The organism is Segatella copri (genome assembly GCF_009494835.1).
Taxonomy (GTDB): Bacteria; Bacteroidota; Bacteroidia; order Bacteroidales; family Bacteroidaceae; genus Prevotella; species Prevotella copri_F.
Window position 1 is genome coordinate 1 of sequence record NZ_VZBE01000082.1, and the last position, 18,214, is coordinate 18,214.

The window sequence follows — 18,214 nt, forward strand, 5'->3', positions numbered from 1 at the left end:
TCCTTGGATAGTGTCCAAGCGTCAGAAGACAGGCGTACCGTTCCAAATCAAGCTGTTGGATATTCCTATGCAGATTGTTGAAAGATACAAGTCTTTCAGAAAGAGTAGCCATTTGTTCAATATAGGCAACCTTGACAGCATCAACAAGCGCATCAAGAAAGTTGCTGCAATGTGTGGCATCAAGAAGCGGGTTTCGTTCCATGTCTCCCGTCATAGTTGGGCAGTTTTAGCCTTGGAGTATGGTATGCCGATAGAGAGTGTGAGCAAGATTCTCGGTCACACGAACATCACCACGACACAGATATACGCCAAAGTGACAAGCAACAAACTTGACCATGACATAGCAGTTTTTGAAAGTCGAATCAAGGGGCAATTGCCTGTTATGGGAGGAATGGCATGAAAAGGACTGTAATCACCGTGGACGGAAATGGAATGTTATCCATTCCGTCCAACTTTGAGAACTTGTGGATGAGTGAGGGAGAGTTGGTGGATGTGCTTCATATTACCGCCCCGAAACTCAACCCTGTGATACGAGCTATATATAAAGAAGGTATGTTGTCTATGTCGGAAGTCCAACAAAGACAGGAAACCTCCAAAGACATTTGGCAAACAATGTATGGATTCCCTATGATTGTTGCCATTTGCTTCCGTCTTGTCTCTAATGGTGCTGCGCAACTTCGTGATGCCATCTTCAAGAGGCTATACGGAGCAAAAGAGAAAACAGCCATTATACTGCAACTCTATGGAGGAACAAATACCTTTAACTAAGTATGGTCGCTTCTTTGACGCTTCAATTATTTCCTGTCGTATTGACTTATTGACGCACTGATTCACTGTCGTATAGAAATGTGCTTGTAATTTGATAAAGAAGTATCCATGCAAAGAATAGTGTAAGCATATATACATTGATGTCATACGTTTTACATGTTTATCGTATGACATATAAAACGTATGACATGCAGGAATACATTTTTGTTCATCCCGAGGAATGGTATTCTATGTCCCCCATTCTTCGGGATTTATTTGTTTCATCCTTTGGACATAGCGAAAAACGAGTCGTTCCTTGGAGGCTTTGCGCCTCCAGCCACTTGGGCGAACCACCGCAGTGTTTTCAATGGTATTAGGTTTTATTCTTGCCAAAACATTGTGTCCACAAAGACACAGCAAGGTATGTTTCGAGTTACTCGAAACCTTTTGGGTTACTCCCAAAAGAACTTGCCTGTCGGTGATTTGTTCCTCCGTAGTCGGACAATTAAGATGGAAAGAACATATAAAAAAGCATAAAAAGTTTCTGATTTTTCTCATAAATAAATTAGATTTTATATTTTTGCGCAAAATTAGAAACAATGACAGAACTATTGAGTATATTATACAAGCTGCGGATATTCACTTTGGATGAACTTTCTGAGGCTCTGAAAGACAAGGTGAAGGCGGTGGAGGCGTTGCTCGCTCGGTACAAGCAACAAGGGTGGATTGTGGCTATACGGCGCAATACCTATTGCATGAAGGATATTGCATCTGGCTTACCTGTTTGCGACAAGTATGAGATAGGAAGCCACTTGTCACATACAGCTTGCATCAGTTATCACACAGCATTGGAATTTCATGGATTGGCTCATCAACCCTTCAATGAGGTTTTTGTGAAAAGCATGACTCGCTTCAATTCCTTTTCTTTCGACGATGTGGATTATACCTATTGCCGACAAACAAAGGAAATCATTGGTATGATGACACCCAAGGGAAACCCTTATGTGCGAGTAACGGATGTGGAGAGTACGTTGTTGGATTGCTTTGACCGTATCGACCGAGCTGGTGGTATTGAAGAATTGCTGCATTGCATGGAGGGTATCGTCTTGCTCAATGAGGAAAGGCTCATCGATTATCTCGCAAGGTACGACAAGGCATTCCTGTACCAGAAGACAGGCTATCTGTTGGAGCGAATCAAGGAACAAGCCAACATCTCAGAATCCCTCTTGGAGCTGTGCCGAGCCAAGGGAACCAAAAGCGTCAAGTGGTTGACTAACAACGAAGAGTCGGATACATTTGTAAATAAATGGCGCATGTATGTGCCGCAAGAACTAACATCAAAGGAAGAATATGAACTCATATAACAAACAAGCTCTTGACATCATCGCCAAGGAGCAAGGCTTTATTCGCGACAACCTCGAAAAGGTGATGCGACTGGTGGAGATACTCAACTATTTCCATGACAGTCTTTTGCTGTCTAAATCTCTTGTGCTGAAAGGTGGCACAGCCATCAATCTCACCGTTTTCCAACTGCCAAGACTCTCGGTAGATATAGACCTTGACTTTACGGTGGATTGTGACAGAGAGTCCATGCTCTCCATTCGCCAAGAAGTGAATAACGAGATTCTACGCTATATGGAGTCGGAAGGTTATCATCTTGCGCCAGGTTCCAAGACACCGCATACGCTTGACTCATGGGTGTTTCATTATACCAATGCCGCAGGCAACAACGATGGCATCAAGATAGAAATCAACTATTCCGACCGTTGCCATATCCTGCCTGCCATAGAGACTCATGTGTCCATTCCGTTTCTGAGCGATGTGAAGGTACGTTCTCTTTCACCTGTCGAATTGTTCGCCACCAAGATAAACGCCTTGATAGGTAGAAGTGCTGCACGTGACATTTATGATGTCTATAACATGATGAAGCATCAACTATTCGTGAGCGATGAAGAGAAAACGTTGCTGAGAAAAGCGACCGTCTTTTATCTGACTGTTGGCTCAAGCAGAAAAGACAACGCTACGCCTACGGAATATACAGACTTTCCGCAGATAGACAAGATCCGTTTTCCGCAGATTCGTTCGCAACTCTTGCCTGTGCTTAGGCGCAGTGAGCATTTTGACTTTGAAAAAGCCAAGACAGAAGTGAAAGACTTTCTCTCAAAGCTATTGGTTCTGACAGAATCAGAGAAAGAATATGTGCGGGAATTCAATGACAAGAAGTATATTCCAGAATTGCTGTTCGAAGATAAAGAGATGGTCAATAGAATCAAATTTCATCCTATGGCTTTGTGGAAGACAAGGAGTTGTTGAATGTTTTTTCTGTAAATTTTGAAAAAAGTTATTGTTTTGCTTAGTTTTTTGCTTGGCTCAACTGTATAGATAGTGTATGAAACAGGAAAAGGACATAGAAAGAATGTTTCGTCAGCATTACGAGAAGATGTACAATCTGGCCAGAAGCATCCTCTCCGATGACGATGAAAGCAAGGATGTAGTGAGCGAAGTCTTTACCACGATTCTTGCCGATGATGTAGTCCTGATGCCTGAGAGTGAGGAAGGATTCTTGATGAGGAGCGTCCGCAACCGCTGTCTCAACCTGATAGCCCATAAGAGCGTGAAGGAAAGGGTAACGAAGCTGCTGCTGGATGATGCCGACGTGATTCTCTCGGAAGAGACCGACGAGCGACTCGACCAGCTGATGCTTCTCATCGAAGACCTGGAACCGCCTATCCGACAACTCATTTTCCGTCTGCGCTATCTTCAGAAGAAATCTTATCAGGAGGTGGCTGATGAAGTGGGAGTGAGCAAGGTGACGGTATTCAACCATCTTTCGAAGGCGATGGACTGGATTAAGGAACAATTTAAATGAGCAAGACAATGACAAACAGGGAATTTAACAAGAGTAAAGAAGAGAAGCGACAGATGTTCTTCGATATGCAGGAGCATCCCGATCGCTATACCGACGAGCAGGTGGAACGTTTGCTTGCCGATAAAGACGTAAAGGATTTCTTTCACGATATGGCGATGGTTAGGATGGCGATGAAAAAAGGAAATCCAAAGAAAGTGAATGTAGACGAAGCGTGGAAGAAGTTTGCTGATAAGCAAGGATTAAAGGCCAACGAAGCTTCTGATAAAACATCCAGCAATCACTGGAAGATAGCAGCATCCATCATTGGCATTGTTTTCCTCTCAGGCATTACTTTCGCTGCAATTCATTCAGGCATTTTCCGTTTCTCTTCTTCGGATGAAACTAAACAAGCCAAGACGGAGCAAGTATTTTCTACTTCTGATTTGAACAGGATGGATAACATCAAGGTGAGTGCTACGGAGAAGGCTGATAGTCTCGACCTCAAACCTGTTGTCTTTGACAATACCGAGTTGGGCTATGTCGTGTCGCAGCTTGCTGCCTTCTATCATGTCAAGGTGGAATTCGGCAAAGCTGAATCACAGCATATTCGTATCTTCTTCAATTGGGACAAGACTAAGACATTGAAGCAGAATCTCGAAATATTGAATGCTTTTGAGCGCATACAGATAACGGAAGTGGATGGAACTTTAAGAGTGGAGTAAGTTATGAAGAAGATTGTTTTTAACTTAATGTTGTTGATGATAAGCATGGGTATGTCTGCCCAACGCATTACCCGACAATATAATAATGTGTCATTCTCTGCGGCATTGAAGGATTTGAATGCTCGACAGGATAAGTATGTCATCAACTTTGTGTATGACGAGTTGGAGGATTTCAAGGTGACGAAGAGCATCAAAAATGAAAGTGTTCCAGATGCCATCATGAACTTGATAGGCTTTTATCCTATCAAGATGAAACAAGTGGATAATGTTATTATCGTTGAATGTATCCAAAAGGCTTCTAACAGAATGATGGGACGCATCGTGGACACTCATCATCAACCTGTCGATTTCGCCAATGTTTCACTTCTGAATGTCAATGACTCTTCGTTTATTACTGGTGGTGTGACCAATGAAAACGGACAATTTGTAATACCTTGCAATGCTCAAAAGGCTATTGTAAAAGTAACATGTGTAGGATATAACACTTATCGCAATATCTTTAGTACTGGCAAAATAGGTACAATAGCCTTAAGCGAAGCTACGCTAAATCTACAAAAGGTAGTCGTGAAAGGTCATCGGAAGATTTATAAGTCAGACGGAACAAAGCTTATCGTGGATGTTCAGAAATCTGTATTAAGCGATTTTGGAAGTGCCGATGATGTTGTGGCGCAATTACCAACAGTGTCAGGTAGCGATGGCAGCTATTCTGTCTTTGGACGGGGAATTGCAGATGTATATATCAACAATCGTAAGATGAGGGACAAAAGTGAGTTGAGCCGCTTGAATTCCAAGGATATTTCTACGATAGAGGTAATCAACAATCCTGGGGTAGAGTATGATGCAGACACCCACGCTGTCATTAAAATCAACTTGAAACATAAGGTTGATGGAGGATTAGGCATCAGAACTTCTGTATTTGACAGCCAAGGCAGAAAAAACTCTGATTCGGAACAGGTGCAGCTCACTTACGATACCGAGAACATAAATGGATTCCTTTCTTTTACCAATTCAAGCAGTAGATATAAAACAGACCAAACCAATAAGGAACAGACTTTGGCTGATCATTCTGTCTGGAATATGGAAAGTGATATGCCTATATGGAATTCCAATTATTATAATCAAACCATTAACGGAGGTATCAGTGCAGAATTGGCAAAGAATCATACCATTGGCGCAAGTTTGTCATACTCTAAGGAAACGGACAAATGGGGAGGACATTCTGCCAGCCAAATGTTTCATGACAATCTTCTGTTTGAAGATTTATCCTCTAACATCCATTCTCATGCAAACTATGATCAATGGATAGAAAACATCTTCTACGATGGAAAATTCTCTCAAAAATGGAAAATGACGTTGAATGCTGATTATGTTAGCAGAAAAGCTACAGATAGCCGTCTTAATCAAGAGTCTGGAAGCATGACGGATGCGCATGAGGTGAAAAATGAAAATGAGACTACTCACGACATCTATGCAGGGAATATGAAAATCAATTATCAAGCCAACAAAAACTTGACTTTTAACATAGGTGCTGATGCAAGTTATGTGGAAGAAGAAAAAGATTATCAGAGCCTTGAAAACGAGAAGTCAAGCGCAACGAGTCGTCTTCATGCTGAAGAAACAAAACTCGCCGCCTTTGCCGGATGCAATGTATCTATCGCCAAATTGTCTGCCCAACTGGGAATGCGATTTGAGTCATTTCGTATGCTGTATCGTGATGCCATCTCCCAAAATAGCTTGGTGGATAAGACTTATCGTCATTTTTATCCTTTCTTCTCATTGTCTTTGCCTGTAAAGAATGTCGAAATGGGATTAAGTATGACAACCAAGGTAAAACGTCCAAGCTATTACGAACTTAGAAACAGTGAAGAGTATTTCAATCGTTATTCCATCGAAGCTGGTAATCCATGGTTGCTTCCACAATATACGACGGATATATCCTATTCGTTGCAATGGCATCAATTGCGTTTCTCAGTCGATTATCAAAGGATAAAAGATTACATCATCTCAACGAATGTCATTCAGCAAGCAGACCCATTGGTGGCAATGTCAAAGCCAGAGAATTTTCCGCATTATTCTGCAGTAAATGCAAGTTTGGCTTATCATACGAATGTGGGTGTTTGGGAACCATATTTCAACCTTAATATGATGCGAACTTATATGTCACTCTATAATACGGATGGAAGAAAAATCAAGAATGACAAGCCTTACATATCATTGTCGTTCAACAGTTATTTCAACTTGCGCCACCATTGGATGCCTTACGTACTGCTAAGTTACAATTCTGATGGAAACATGAGGGAATATCTGGTTAAACAGGCATTATGGTTTAGCCTAGGAGTAACCAAGCATTTTGCTGACAATGCATGGTTGGTAAGGCTGAGTCTTAACAATATCCTCGGCACAAAAGAACGAGAGATAAGATATGACTCAGATTACATATTCGCCAAAAGCAGTTTCAAGGATGGTCGCCGCATCAGCCTCTTGGTAAGATATACATTCAAAGACAAAAAACGCTATAAGGGCGAAAGTGCTGCAAGTGAAGAAATAGATAGACTATAAACTCTCTCAATACATGATTCCGCAACAAAGCGGAAAAATAAAATTCTGTGTGATGAAGTTTGCCAATATTTTTCTAATGGGTAAACTTAATCCACAGAATTTCTTTTAGAGATTCTCTAGTTAAAAAATATATATTTCTTTGTGTGTCACATAAATTATTGTATTTTTGCAGACAAAAAGAGTTGTTTGACAAGCAAACGTATGCAATTTGCAAAATTTAGCACTATTGCCAAATCATTACCTCAATTGAGGTGAAACACTCATAAATCGCTCATTTTAAGCTATTCTGAATATTTGGGCAGAATTTTGTATAAAAAAAAGCCGCGGAACTATAGAAGGTGAGATCACCTCGGCAACTACAGTTCCAACGACCAGTCTAGTTTAATTTATTGGTTCCCGCATACTATTTGTATAGTAAATGATAATTATTTTATTACCTATTTCATTGATATTTGGGGGCATTTAAATTTTGAAACGATATGCGCCCCGATTCAGATATATGAACTAAACTTTTCTTAAACTTACTACTGATAGGTGAATTCAAACTTCTTGGCCTTTCCTTGGTTGAAGTTATCAGCCTTCAGCCAGAAGTATCCCTTGTCACCTTTTTTGGCATTCTTGCGCACATTCCTCAACTTAAAGGTATATGTATAGGTTCTTTTTCCCTCCTCCAGAAGAGTTCCTGAATTCCTCTGGATTACTTCAGCCTTATAGGTAAACCAGCTGCCTGTTTTGCAGTCGTTGCCCGTTTCGGTTTCAGTATCACCTATTTCTACCTTCCAGTCCTTTGGATTGATATCATTGGATGCGATTTTGAAATTCACTGGCAGCAGTCCGTCAGGATAATCCTTAGGAATGGTGATGGTGAAATCTCCTTCGCTGTTCAATGTTGCACTTATATTATTGGCATTTTTGATGTCATAATTAGCCTCACTCACACTATAGAGATGGATGTTTCTATTGAGTCCATGCACTGTGTCGGTGAGGTAGATGATGCCTTCTCGCCAGGTCTTGTCTATCTTGTCCAGCTTGTACTTAATGGTACCGGTACCGGTCTTTGAAGCTTTGTCATAAGTATAGCTGGTAACCACTGGTGCAGCTGCAGTTGCGAATGCCAGATTCTGGGTCCATATAGCCTCAAAATCGGTAGGTTGCTTCGTTTCGGCATCGCTACCCTTATAAGTGAACTGCACCTTTTGTTCAGTATTTTCACCCGTATTTATAGTCTTATAAGTACCTCCAACAATAGCCAGTTCGTAATTCCCATCAGAAACACCCGGTACAAACTGTTCTACTCTGATCCATGGGTTATTGACAGGTGCACCTTTCAATGCAGGTTCAAACCCCTTACCATAGCTTGGGTCTAATTTATCTATAATGATTTTATATTCATAGTTGCGCTTGATGATGTATGGCTTGTTGTTGCTGTCCTGCAAGTATATCAAGTAATATTTACCATCATGTCTTAAAAGTACTTTTGTAGGATCTGTAGGCAGATTACGCTCTTCGAAAGCACCTGTCGGATTGTACATCTGACCTTCATCACCTTTCAGTCTTTCCTGACTGATGGAAGGTGTTACATATTTTGCACTCCATACCCAGGTGTCATCTCCTGTAGTTTCATTGAATAGCAGACTGTCTCTGTTGAAAGGAGCCAGAGTTCCATTCGCAGCTCCGTTGACAACTGTCATAACGAAGTCGTTTTTAATATTAGGATTAGCCCTTTTCACCTCATCACTCCAGTCTGCAGAAATCTTAGCCCTGTCTCTGATGAGATGGATGATATAGTCTGTCTTTGTTGTATTGGGGTCCAGATATTCTTTCAGTTTCTCAGGAGAATCTTTCTTGATATATCCCCAATATCTGATTTTGTGAGCCTGATTTTCTGTATGGTTGGTCTCAAATGTAGTCATGAGCATATTCTCATGCATACCCACCCAATTTGCCTGGTTATCCCAATTGATGGTTTGATATTCACTTTCTGTATTTGCTACCAGATGAATTCGGGATGTCTTGTTAGGGATGGTTGCATAAAATGCCTTCGGTTTTGTACTTCCGTCCTTATCCATGTCACCATAGTCAGTTATATTGCCGGTAACGTCTCTGACGAAGCCTTTGATTTCATCAAATTTTGTAACCTTTCCGATGCCAACAAACTGCCCTTCATTGTCGAAGCAGAAGAGTTTCATGGCATTCTCCTTGATTCCTTCGTTCACAAAAATGGTGCTTCGGGTAATCTGCTGTTCGAAGTTGGGTATGGATATATTGAGACGGACGGTGTAGTAACCTTCTTCAGTCTCGTCTTTAGAAGGTTCGCTGTCGGCTATACTGTCAGAACAGCCTGTCAACATTGCTGTTAACAGGACTGCTATGATTCCGATATATAATTTTATTTCTTTCATGTCATTTACCTTCTTTACTTTTCACCTTGTTTCTCTATTAGCTCTATTTCTCCCTGAGTCAGGTCGTGGACGCAGCGAACGTAGGTACCGCTCTGCGTGTTATTGCCGTTTCTCTCGGTCTTGTCTCCATCCAGCGTCCAATAGTATTCGCCTCTCAGCAGCTGTTTGCTTATAGCCTTATCATCGTTGCCTAACTTATAGATTCTGTTGATTTCTTCCTTTGTAGGAAGTCGCCAACCATTCAGCTCGAGTCTCTCTTTCTTATAAGTCGTAGCCTTTTCCTGATACTTTTTACAGTAATCTCTTGCAGCCTTATTATTCTTGGCGCTTTTTTCACCCTTTGTGGTTGATGCAAGGATGTAAGCAGGAGATACGGTGTTGTCGTCAGACATATTCTCATTGTTGACTACAGGTTTGGCAATGGTGTAATCTGTAGCATACTTGTTGCTGGAGAACTGTATCGTGTACAGATGAGTATTCTCATCAAAATCATTTGTACCTTCGCTTCTTACATTCATTGAATAGACCGAAGGATACTTTCTTACGGCTATTTCCTGTTTCTTGTCTGTGCCATCAACTGTAATATCAAAATAGGTATATTGTATTGTACAGTATGAAGGTGCTCCCGCATGTACGTCTATCCATCCTCTATATCCATCTCCCGTGGCTGTTTCTGATCTTGCATCGATCTGTCCATTTTGCTCACTTTTACTGTTGCCGTATCTGTCAAAATAATAGGTAGTTGGATTCTCAATCTTACATTTATTAGATGCAAACCAACGTATTGAGTAATCTGTAAACTCATTGTCTTCACCACCTTTGATATCTATGGCAGTAGGAGAAACAACCAGATAGGTCGTTTTGTCTGCATAGACTTCTGTATTTTCACCTGTTGTCCATTTGGTAATCGCCCATTGCAGATAGTCTTCCTTTCCGTTGTAATCGATATGCGTATTGGTATTCAGATATTTGATGACGGTATTGACGGTATAGATATAGTTGCGCTCCAGCTTCTTTTCGCCTTGCGGATCACGGACAGGGATAACCAGTTCCTTGGTAATGGTTGTAGTATCCGTATTTTTTTTGAAAGTAACAGCTGCAACAATCTGTGGCATATCCTCTTTCCCGTTCCATGTTGTGGAATAGCTGTAAGTTGTTACCTTATAGATATCATTACCATTTTCGTCTTTCTCTGCTGTAGCCTTATTCTCCTGAATATTTTTTTTGATCTTCTGATCAGCAGGTTGATTGGCAAAGATAGCTGTATTGGTATTGTAATTGATGAACTTCCACTTTACTTTTGTTATTTTGTAATCCTTCACTGTAGAAGAGATGTTCAGCTTGATCTTGGCTGCAGCTCTCACCAGTTTTACCGGAATATTCTGTTCCGGATCTTGGGTGATGGTATCCTCACCTTGGCAGCTCATCAGGAATTTCTTGTCGCTTACCTTGGTAGCTGGCATCCAGATATCATCATCCTGCTGGGTGCTGGCAAGGAGTTCTTTCAGATTCTTATCCTTGAGATTATCCTTTGCATTGGCTACAGCATAGTAATGATAAGTTTTATTCACATCAAGATGGTGTTCCGATTTCCAGTCGCCGGAAGCCAATACCTCTGCCTGGTTTTCTACCGGTCTTTTAAACTGGCAGTCGATTCTACAATCACTATTATTTGTTGGTCCGAACATCTTAAAGTCAAGAGAAGACAGAGTTTTTTCATGAAGATTCTCTTCTTCCTTCACTCTTGTGGTCTGCAGGTCGTTGATCATGGGAGTCATGCTCAGCTGTTGTGTAGCCGAACCGTTTCCCAGTTCGTCTTCAGCTGAGCATCCTGCCATGATCCATCCTGCCGTAAGAGCCAAGATGCATTTTGCGAATCTTATGTCTATATATAACTTCTTCATGATGAATGTTATTTTCTGTTGTCTTTATAAAACTTGTTCAAAGTGAATATCCTTGCCGGCTAATTTACCCTCCCTACATCCTTTATATCGGAGTCCCGGATTCAGGATAAACTTATCGTTCGGATATTTGGTCAGGAACACCTGCGCCTTTACATTATGTGGCTTTGCCAGATCCAGTCTGTTCTTCGGAACCACATAGAAGCGGAGAGTTTCCGTCTTACCTTCTTCGTTGATGATGAAATCCTTTATTCTATAGTCTGCCTCACCATCATTGTACAAATCTGTTTTTGCGTTTGGATCATACAGATATTTGCCATTTTCGTCGCATTCTACGAATCCGAACATCGGGTTGTCTGTCTGGAGAATCCAAGGCTTACCTTTTGTATCGATATCCTTGAGCGTAATCATCGGTCCGCGTTTAGGAAAACCGTAATATACCTTGTAGCCCCAGTCTGTCTTTCCGCTGTCAGGGATTTCAACATTCGTAGAGGCATCGATGAAGTCGAATGTTCCTCCATCCTGCCATTCCTGAATAGATGGAGTAACGGTGAGTTTGCCCATCTGTCCGTTGAGGAAATAACCGTAAACTACCAGTTCTCTGTTTCTGATGGCATTTCCTTCAGAAGGAATATTGAAGGTCGCGCTCTTGGGTGTTCCACCATCTAATGAATACCAGATGGTGCCTTTGATGGCTTTGTTGGTTTCACGGAGATAACAGAGATTGTGAGAATCAATGCCTGCCTGTTTAAAAGCATCCAGATATTCCTGGGCAGACTGATTCTTTTTGATGAAACTCTCAGGATTATCCACTTCCCTGATATCCTGGTTCTCTACACCTGCCAGTTTCAGAGCGTATGATACGTAAGCTGTACCGGAACTGTTATATTTCTGGCTGGTTACGTTCTGGTTGTAACCATCTTCGTTATATATCGCTTCGTCTGGAAAAACATAGCTGGCAGTAGGAATGGTGTTTCCTTCTACCTCTATTCTTGTTACCTTTACCTGACTGGTATTGGCATCATTACCCGATTTTCGGGCAAAGTAAAAATGGAGTTTCGAAACGGCGCGAACCAGAGGAATCTTGATGCCTTTGTCTTTGGCTCCTTCTTCTGTATCAGCCACATGGCTGTCTACAGAAATCTCGGTGATGGCACGGGAGATAGGGAGTCCCTTTCCGGCTGGCACTTCTTGGTTTTCTGCAGTACCATTGCTATTGATACCGAAAGGTGAGGTAAAGCTGACTTCTTTCAGATCTTTGCGGGTAACAGAACTGAGGTCTTTGCCTTTTATCTGGTCCGGCATGTTGATGCTCTCAGAGTTTGCCAGGATGTAAAGGTCGATGTTCTTTACTTCTTCGCCGCCAATCTTTCTCAGAAATCGGAGGTTCAGGGTATAGTTACCATTCATCACTTCGCTCAGCGTCTCTGCTTTATAAGAGATTGGAGTGGCATCATCGCCGGTATTTGATTTGAACACCCATACCTTGATATTATGGATGTCGCTCTCCTGAGTAGGATTCGCATCAGTCTCATTGTCGGCAAGAGCCTTTCCGCTAGTTTCTCCGGCTCTGGTACTGTTTCCGGTGCCGGTAGAGAAACTGAGGCTCAGATAGGCATTGTCGCTTAGAGCTGTTTCTGTATTTTCGTTCTCTGAACAGGATGCCATTGCGCCTACCATGAGCAAAGCAGCGAGTGCCATACACACTGGGCGTGTCATCTTGGTCAGAGTAGATTGATAGCGTTTCATGTTTTCTTTCTTTTACTTATACTTCTTTCTTTTCTTATTTTCCCAGGTCGGTATTCTGAAGATTCAGAACCCAGTTGTTTACCTTGATTCTTGCATCCATGCTGTAGGTAGAACTTGGAGCTGGCACGTAGAATACCAGGGTGTAATGGTCCTGACGGTCCAGATACTGCTGGTCGCTCCAGTCTTTGCCGTAGCGGTCGCTGGCACAGAGTGAAAGGAACCAAGGCAGGGAGTGGTTGAAGATGACTTTGTTGATACGCTTGTCTGTGATGACGATGCGCTTGTCATCATATTGGCTGGATCCGTCGGCAGCGCGACTCTTGTTGTCATCTTTGGTTTCGAACATACGTGATGATGACAGGTCGTAAACCAGCGCCTTTTCTACGTCTTCGCCTTCTACCTCGGTCTTGCCGCTGTGGTTTTCTACCAGTTTCTTCTCATAAGGAAGATAGGTGATTGCCTTTGGCTTTACCTTGTCGCCCTTATAGTCGAGTAGGGCTGCAGAACCTTTGATTTCTACATCGAAGTTTTCGGCAGTGAATCCTTCCTGGTCGGGTTCGAATGGAAGCATCACCACGCGGTATGTCTTGGTACACTTCATCAGACTCAATTTTCCTTGCACATCGTTTTCTCCATCAAAGTTGAGGGAGTCCTGTGCGGTATAGAGGGCGGTGAAGTGCTTGTTGTTTACGGATTCTTCTGCGTTTTTTTTGCCCATTTCCTCTTGCAGGTCGTTGATGGTAGAGATACCTGGGGTAAGTTTAGTAAAGCTAAACTCGGTCTCATCATCACCTTCGGCTCTTGTTCCCATTGCGGCAGGCTGCTTGTCACGAGCCAGGCAGACGAAGGTATACTTGCCTGCTTGCAGGTCTGTGATTTCCATCTTATGACCTGTTTCAAACTTGTCAGCCGACTCGGTATAGTTATCTACGAACTTACCGTTCTTGTCGAATACATAAACGTTGAGGTTCTTCACCTCAGCAGAGAAAGCATCAGCCTCTTTCACATTATAAGTATAGTCGAATTTGAGCGACAACTTAGCTGTAGGGCAGCTCGTGATTTCGTCTTTCATGCATGATGAAAGAGAAGTGAGTGCGATGGCTGAGATGCAAACCAGCTTGCAACATTTGTTGTTGAGGAAATGTGCCATATTCTTTATCTTTTATAATCTTTTACTTTTACTTATTTTATATAGAGAGTGCCGTAGGTAGCGAATATCTTTGCTTTATCAGCTCTCTGTTTCGTTGCCTTCGGCATCGTTATTATCTAAGGATGAAAAGTGCCAGTCTTTCGGGTTGGGGGTATGACGGCACGTCTTTGTATCGCCCGCCTTTTATACATGGGCGGCAATGTTAGTTATCTTTTAAGAATGTTTTCGTTCTTTTCAGAACGAACGTTTGATTGATAAACTCTCGGAGGAGGATTGCTCCCCCGAGAGTCTTGGTATATATATAAGTATTTATATTTTATCTGTCTGGTTTGACGGAATATTACTCAAACTCAACTGACTGCTCGTTGAGAACCCAAGGGTTAACAGAAACCTCAACATCGAGATAGTACAATGTACGATCATCTGGACCACCATTAGGAACCTGGGCACCAACATTAAATATGTTCTTTACATTTAACAGGTAGATGCTGTTACGCTGAATAGTGTTGGCTACACCGAGATGCTGATCCTGAATCTTCTGAACATAGTATGTCTTACCAGCGTTGAAGACCTCGATATCATACTTCTTGCGGAATTCATCCAACTTAGTTTCTCGATCTGTTGTGTCATCTTTAGCTGCTTTCAATTCTGCTTTAACTGTGGCTGCGTCCTTACCATCAAAGATAGCCTTTTGATCTTTGTAAGCGTCGATGATGTCCTGGATTCTGCTATAGATAACCTTGTTGTAACGATAGAATGTACCATCCTCGAAGTCTGCATTTGTCTTATAGTCATCACTGAGCTCTACTGTGTACTCGAAGTACATAGAAGTTGCAGCTTCACTAGAGTTGTTCTCGAAGACATAATCCTTTTGTGATCTAGCTGTTGTTACAGCATTGAAGTAGCCATAGTTCTGAAGCAAAGTCTTTGTACCGAATTCTTTTGTTGGCTGGAAGTAATTGATACCAGTTGGAATTGAAAGGGTAGTTTCATCAGCCCACTGCTGCATAACATTTGTCTTGTTGGCAACATTTGAGATGGCATAACTTGTTAATTTTAAGCTCTTAACTGCCTTGATAGCATTTGCGTTAGCTTCCTTTTGCTCTTTGCTAGCAGTAGCATCTTCAGCGTAAGGCTGGATGGTGTTTACTGCTGACTTTGGCTCATCAATACGTGCAGTGAGACGCTCGATATTGATAGTGCTGCTAACCTTTGCTGGAGAATTTGCATCCTTGTTGTCAGATTTGAAAACAACTGTATGGCTGTTTCCCTTTACTTCTGCATCGTTCTGGTTGAACATAGCGAAGTTGTTAGCAGTAGAGTATGCTGTAGCAAACTTGTTATCAGAAGTGAAAACATCTGTAAGTGGTGACTTACTTGTTGTGTTAGCCAGGAAATATACACTATATGTTGTACCTGCAGTTACATTTTCTACTGGAACCTGAAGTGTAGTCTTACCATTTGTGCCCTTTGTAGGATTCTTCTTTTCAGCCCACTCTTCTTTGCTGATGTCGTGTTTGAAAACAATGTTGCCTTTGGCATCAACCAAGTAGAATGTACCACTTGTTACATCAGACTCTTCTGTTGTTGCAGCGAAGTTGTTTTTTAATGCAGTTCTTGTACCATTGCTGGTAGGAGTCTGAACGGTCAAAGTCATGTAGAACTTGTCTACCTTGTTCTGGCTGTTACCTGCCAAATCCTCACTGTCGCTGCAGCTAGTGAAAGACAAAGCTGCGGCTGAAACCAAGCTCATTACGAGCAAATTCATTTTTTTCATAATCTTTTTACTTAATACAAAAAAAGTTATACAATATATTTAATTAATTATTATTCTCAAAATTAAGTTTCGCACATATTGGCACAATCCGCTGAAAACAGATCGTATTTTACATCATCTTTTATCTTATACTTATATAAATAGAAAGTAAATAGTTACTTTAAAGTGCCTGGTTTACTTTATCCAGGTTTTCCTGCGCCTCCTTCAAACCACCGGCAATAGCTTTCTCAAAGTATTGCTTGGCTGTCTGATAGTCTTCCTTCATGGAAGCAAGACAACCGCGGGCATTGTTTGCCTCGGCGCTGTCGCCTGCTTTCAGGAGATATTTCTCTGCACTCACCTTGTCGCCACGTTCGATGGCTGCTGAGGCTGCATTGAGATTGGCAAGCTTATCTTCAGGGAACATTCTTACAGCTATGTCGAAAACATTGTTGAATTCGGCGCTACCCTTAGGATAAGTCTGGGCTACCAGATACATCTCCTGGAGAGAGAGCTTCTGAGGACGGGTCTTGATAACCTCTCTAGCCTTTGCTACATTGAATGCCTGAACATCATATTCTATCGTATAGTCGGTACGGCGAAGTGATGGCCATACATTCTGCAGGAGATAGCGATAAGCTTGAGGAGCCTTCTTGAGCAATGCTTTCTCTTTGGCATCTGGCTGCATGTTGCTGTTGATGATCTCAAGTGCAGCTTCCTTCTGAGGAATCTCATTCTCATTTACATACTTGATGGTTCCTGCCCAGTCCTCTGCTGTAGCTGTGGCCGCAAACAGTTTTGAAGAAATTGGATAGGTCTTCAGGATATGCTTCAAAAGCGCCTGTGTACGGTTATGCGACAACTTGTTGTTGTTGGCATATCCGCCATCTGGTGATGCATAGCCGTGGAGGGTTATCTTGGTGATGGTAACATCCGAATCGTTCTTTACGAGATCGAGTGTCTTGCGGATATTATCCAGTTCGTTGGCATTGTTGCCCATATCGTACAGGATATCCCACTTGTTCACCTTGAAGTTCAAACGGGCAGAACCATTCTCCTTTCTTGCCTTTACTGCTTCTGCCTTAGGCTGGACATAAGCGTTGAAGAGATTCTTTGGAGTAGAGAATGCACGTCCTTCCGCATTCAGAATACCTTCGTCGAGAAGTTGCTGGTTGCAACCGCAGGCATCATTACTGATAGCGAAGTTTGAGTTCTTCATCCAGTCGCTGAACGGAGCGGCGTATTCATAATGAAGCGTCTGTGCTGTCTTGTTCTTACGGAGTGCCACGATGAGTGGGTTTGCCGTAGCCGTTTTCTGGTTACGCTGATAGTAAATATATCTCTTTTTACCCATCACCTCAACGCTCGGCATGAAGAGCGTATCCTTTTCGTTGAGGATCATTGGGGTATAGATGAGACCTTTGTTGCTGGCAAGCTGAATTTGGTCGAGGTTCAAGTCCATAGCCACTTTCACCTGGTTGCCAACCTTTCTGATTGCCTTATTCTGGATTTTCAGATTCTTGTAAGCCTGCTGGGTATTATCGGCTGATATAGGAAGAGCGATAAGCAAGGCTCCGAACATACTACCTATTATATTATATGTATTCATCTCTGATTCTTTTTAAAAAACATACACTAAGTTGAGGGCTGCTTTCGTCGGGCCCACATAGTTGTGTGCCTTGTCATCTTCAAGTTTATCTCCGCATTGAGCACAGTTAAACTTATCTGCCTTAGAGTAGATATAGCCTACACCAAGTTCAGCTTCCAGATTCCAATGTTTCGAGAGAGCCCAAGCGTAGCCGTAAGCTACACCTGCACCGATAAACCATCCTTCATACCGATAGTCTTTCAGCTTAGAGAAATCAGTGCCCAGGAACTTGAAGTCAAGATCCATGCCACCGATGTTGTGAGATCCACCCAAGGCATGGAAGCCGATGAATGAACCCATCATTTTGTTACAGAACCAGTATCTGGCCTCTGGCTGAACGAGCCAGTGCTTCCATTTCTTGTTCTTTGAAAACGTCCAAGGATTGTAGTTTCCGGATACGTCAAGTGTCCATTTTGGAGAAAGACCGAATTCAACACCCAAGTTCATGGTTGTCGTTGCATCATACAGCAAGTTGGTCTTTACCGCAGCGTTCTGCGCTAGAGCAGGACAGATAAGGCTGCCGAGTGCTACTAACGCAATTAAAATCCTTTTCTTCATACCTCAATTAAACTTTTCTTTTTTAAAAATACATTGAGTGATTTAGAATCACCTTTTACTTTCGTATACTCTTTTATATTTATAATGATCACCAATACCTGAATCTACTGAGAACTCATGTTTCCTGAAGTTTACTTTCAACTGTTCCTTTTCTCCTTTCAGTTTACTTTCAAC

14 protein-coding genes are annotated in these 18,214 nt (G+C 42.0%); 7 read left to right on the forward strand and 7 right to left on the reverse strand.

The window, feature by feature from the left end; genetic code table 11:
* From F7D47_RS12035 to F7D47_RS12065, 7 genes are all read left to right on the forward strand, one after another.
* Positions 1 to 400, forward strand: a 400-nt coding sequence (locus F7D47_RS12035; RefSeq protein ID WP_153095743.1) for a site-specific integrase, incomplete at its 5' end; no start/stop codon positions are given.
* Positions 397 to 768 carry a hypothetical protein gene (locus F7D47_RS12040; protein WP_153086001.1) on the forward strand — a complete coding sequence of 124 codons (372 nt, stop codon included), beginning with the start codon at positions 397 to 399 and terminating at the stop codon, positions 766 to 768. The genes F7D47_RS12035 and F7D47_RS12040, both read left to right, overlap by 4 nt.
* A 578-nt stretch (positions 769 to 1,346) precedes the next feature.
* A complete protein-coding gene (locus F7D47_RS12045) occupies positions 1,347 to 2,111 on the forward strand; it encodes a type IV toxin-antitoxin system AbiEi family antitoxin domain-containing protein (protein ID WP_153086002.1) in 765 nt (254 codons plus the stop codon).
* Complete coding sequence (locus F7D47_RS12050) at positions 2,098 to 3,060, forward strand: nucleotidyl transferase AbiEii/AbiGii toxin family protein (RefSeq protein ID WP_153086003.1); 963 nt, start codon at positions 2,098 to 2,100, stop codon at positions 3,058 to 3,060. The genes F7D47_RS12045 and F7D47_RS12050 overlap by 14 nt, the downstream gene beginning before the upstream one ends.
* A 76-nt stretch (positions 3,061 to 3,136) precedes the next feature.
* Complete coding sequence (locus tag F7D47_RS12055; RefSeq protein WP_153086004.1) at positions 3,137 to 3,616, forward strand: sigma-70 family RNA polymerase sigma factor; 480 nt, start codon at positions 3,137 to 3,139, stop codon at positions 3,614 to 3,616.
* Complete coding sequence (locus F7D47_RS12060; RefSeq protein ID WP_153086005.1) at positions 3,613 to 4,317, forward strand: DUF4974 domain-containing protein; 705 nt, start codon at positions 3,613 to 3,615, stop codon at positions 4,315 to 4,317. The genes F7D47_RS12055 and F7D47_RS12060 overlap by 4 nt, the downstream gene beginning before the upstream one ends.
* Before the next feature lie 27 nt (positions 4,318 to 4,344).
* Positions 4,345 to 6,876 carry an outer membrane beta-barrel protein gene (locus tag F7D47_RS12065; protein WP_194253069.1) on the forward strand — a complete coding sequence of 844 codons (2,532 nt, stop codon included), beginning with the start codon at positions 4,345 to 4,347 and terminating at the stop codon, positions 6,874 to 6,876.
* Between the two features lie 524 nt (positions 6,877 to 7,400).
* Here F7D47_RS12065 and F7D47_RS12070 read toward each other — a convergent pair.
* The 7 genes from F7D47_RS12070 to F7D47_RS12100 all read right to left on the reverse strand — a co-directional run bounded on the left by F7D47_RS12070 (position 7,401) and on the right by F7D47_RS12100 (position 18,040).
* Positions 7,401 to 9,278: a hypothetical protein gene (locus F7D47_RS12070; RefSeq protein WP_153086007.1), complete on the reverse strand. Its 1,878-nt coding sequence runs from the start codon at positions 9,276 to 9,278 to the stop codon at positions 7,401 to 7,403.
* A gap of 14 nt (positions 9,279 to 9,292) precedes the next feature.
* A complete protein-coding gene (locus F7D47_RS12075; protein WP_153086008.1) occupies positions 9,293 to 11,182 on the reverse strand; it encodes a DUF4906 domain-containing protein in 1,890 nt (629 codons plus the stop codon).
* Positions 11,183 to 11,206: 24 nt separating this feature from the next.
* Positions 11,207 to 12,928 (reverse strand): hypothetical protein, encoded by a 1,722-nt coding sequence (locus tag F7D47_RS12080; RefSeq protein WP_153086009.1) that lies wholly within the window; start codon positions 12,926 to 12,928, stop codon positions 11,207 to 11,209.
* Between the two features lie 34 nt (positions 12,929 to 12,962).
* Positions 12,963 to 14,078, reverse strand: coding sequence for a FimB/Mfa2 family fimbrial subunit (locus F7D47_RS12085; protein ID WP_153086010.1), 1,116 nt, complete (start codon positions 14,076 to 14,078; stop codon positions 12,963 to 12,965).
* Positions 14,079 to 14,418: 340 nt separating this feature from the next.
* Positions 14,419 to 15,855, reverse strand: a complete 1,437-nt coding sequence (locus F7D47_RS12090) for an Mfa1 family fimbria major subunit (protein WP_153095744.1) — start codon at positions 15,853 to 15,855, stop codon at positions 14,419 to 14,421.
* A gap of 160 nt (positions 15,856 to 16,015) precedes the next feature.
* Entirely contained in the window at positions 16,016 to 17,443 is a 1,428-nt protein-coding gene (locus tag F7D47_RS12095) for a DUF3868 domain-containing protein (RefSeq protein ID WP_153086013.1), read from the reverse strand.
* Between the two features lie 12 nt (positions 17,444 to 17,455).
* Positions 17,456 to 18,040, reverse strand: coding sequence for a DUF3575 domain-containing protein (locus F7D47_RS12100; RefSeq protein ID WP_119228762.1), 585 nt, complete (start codon positions 18,038 to 18,040; stop codon positions 17,456 to 17,458).
* Between the last annotated feature and the right edge of the window lie 174 nt (positions 18,041 to 18,214).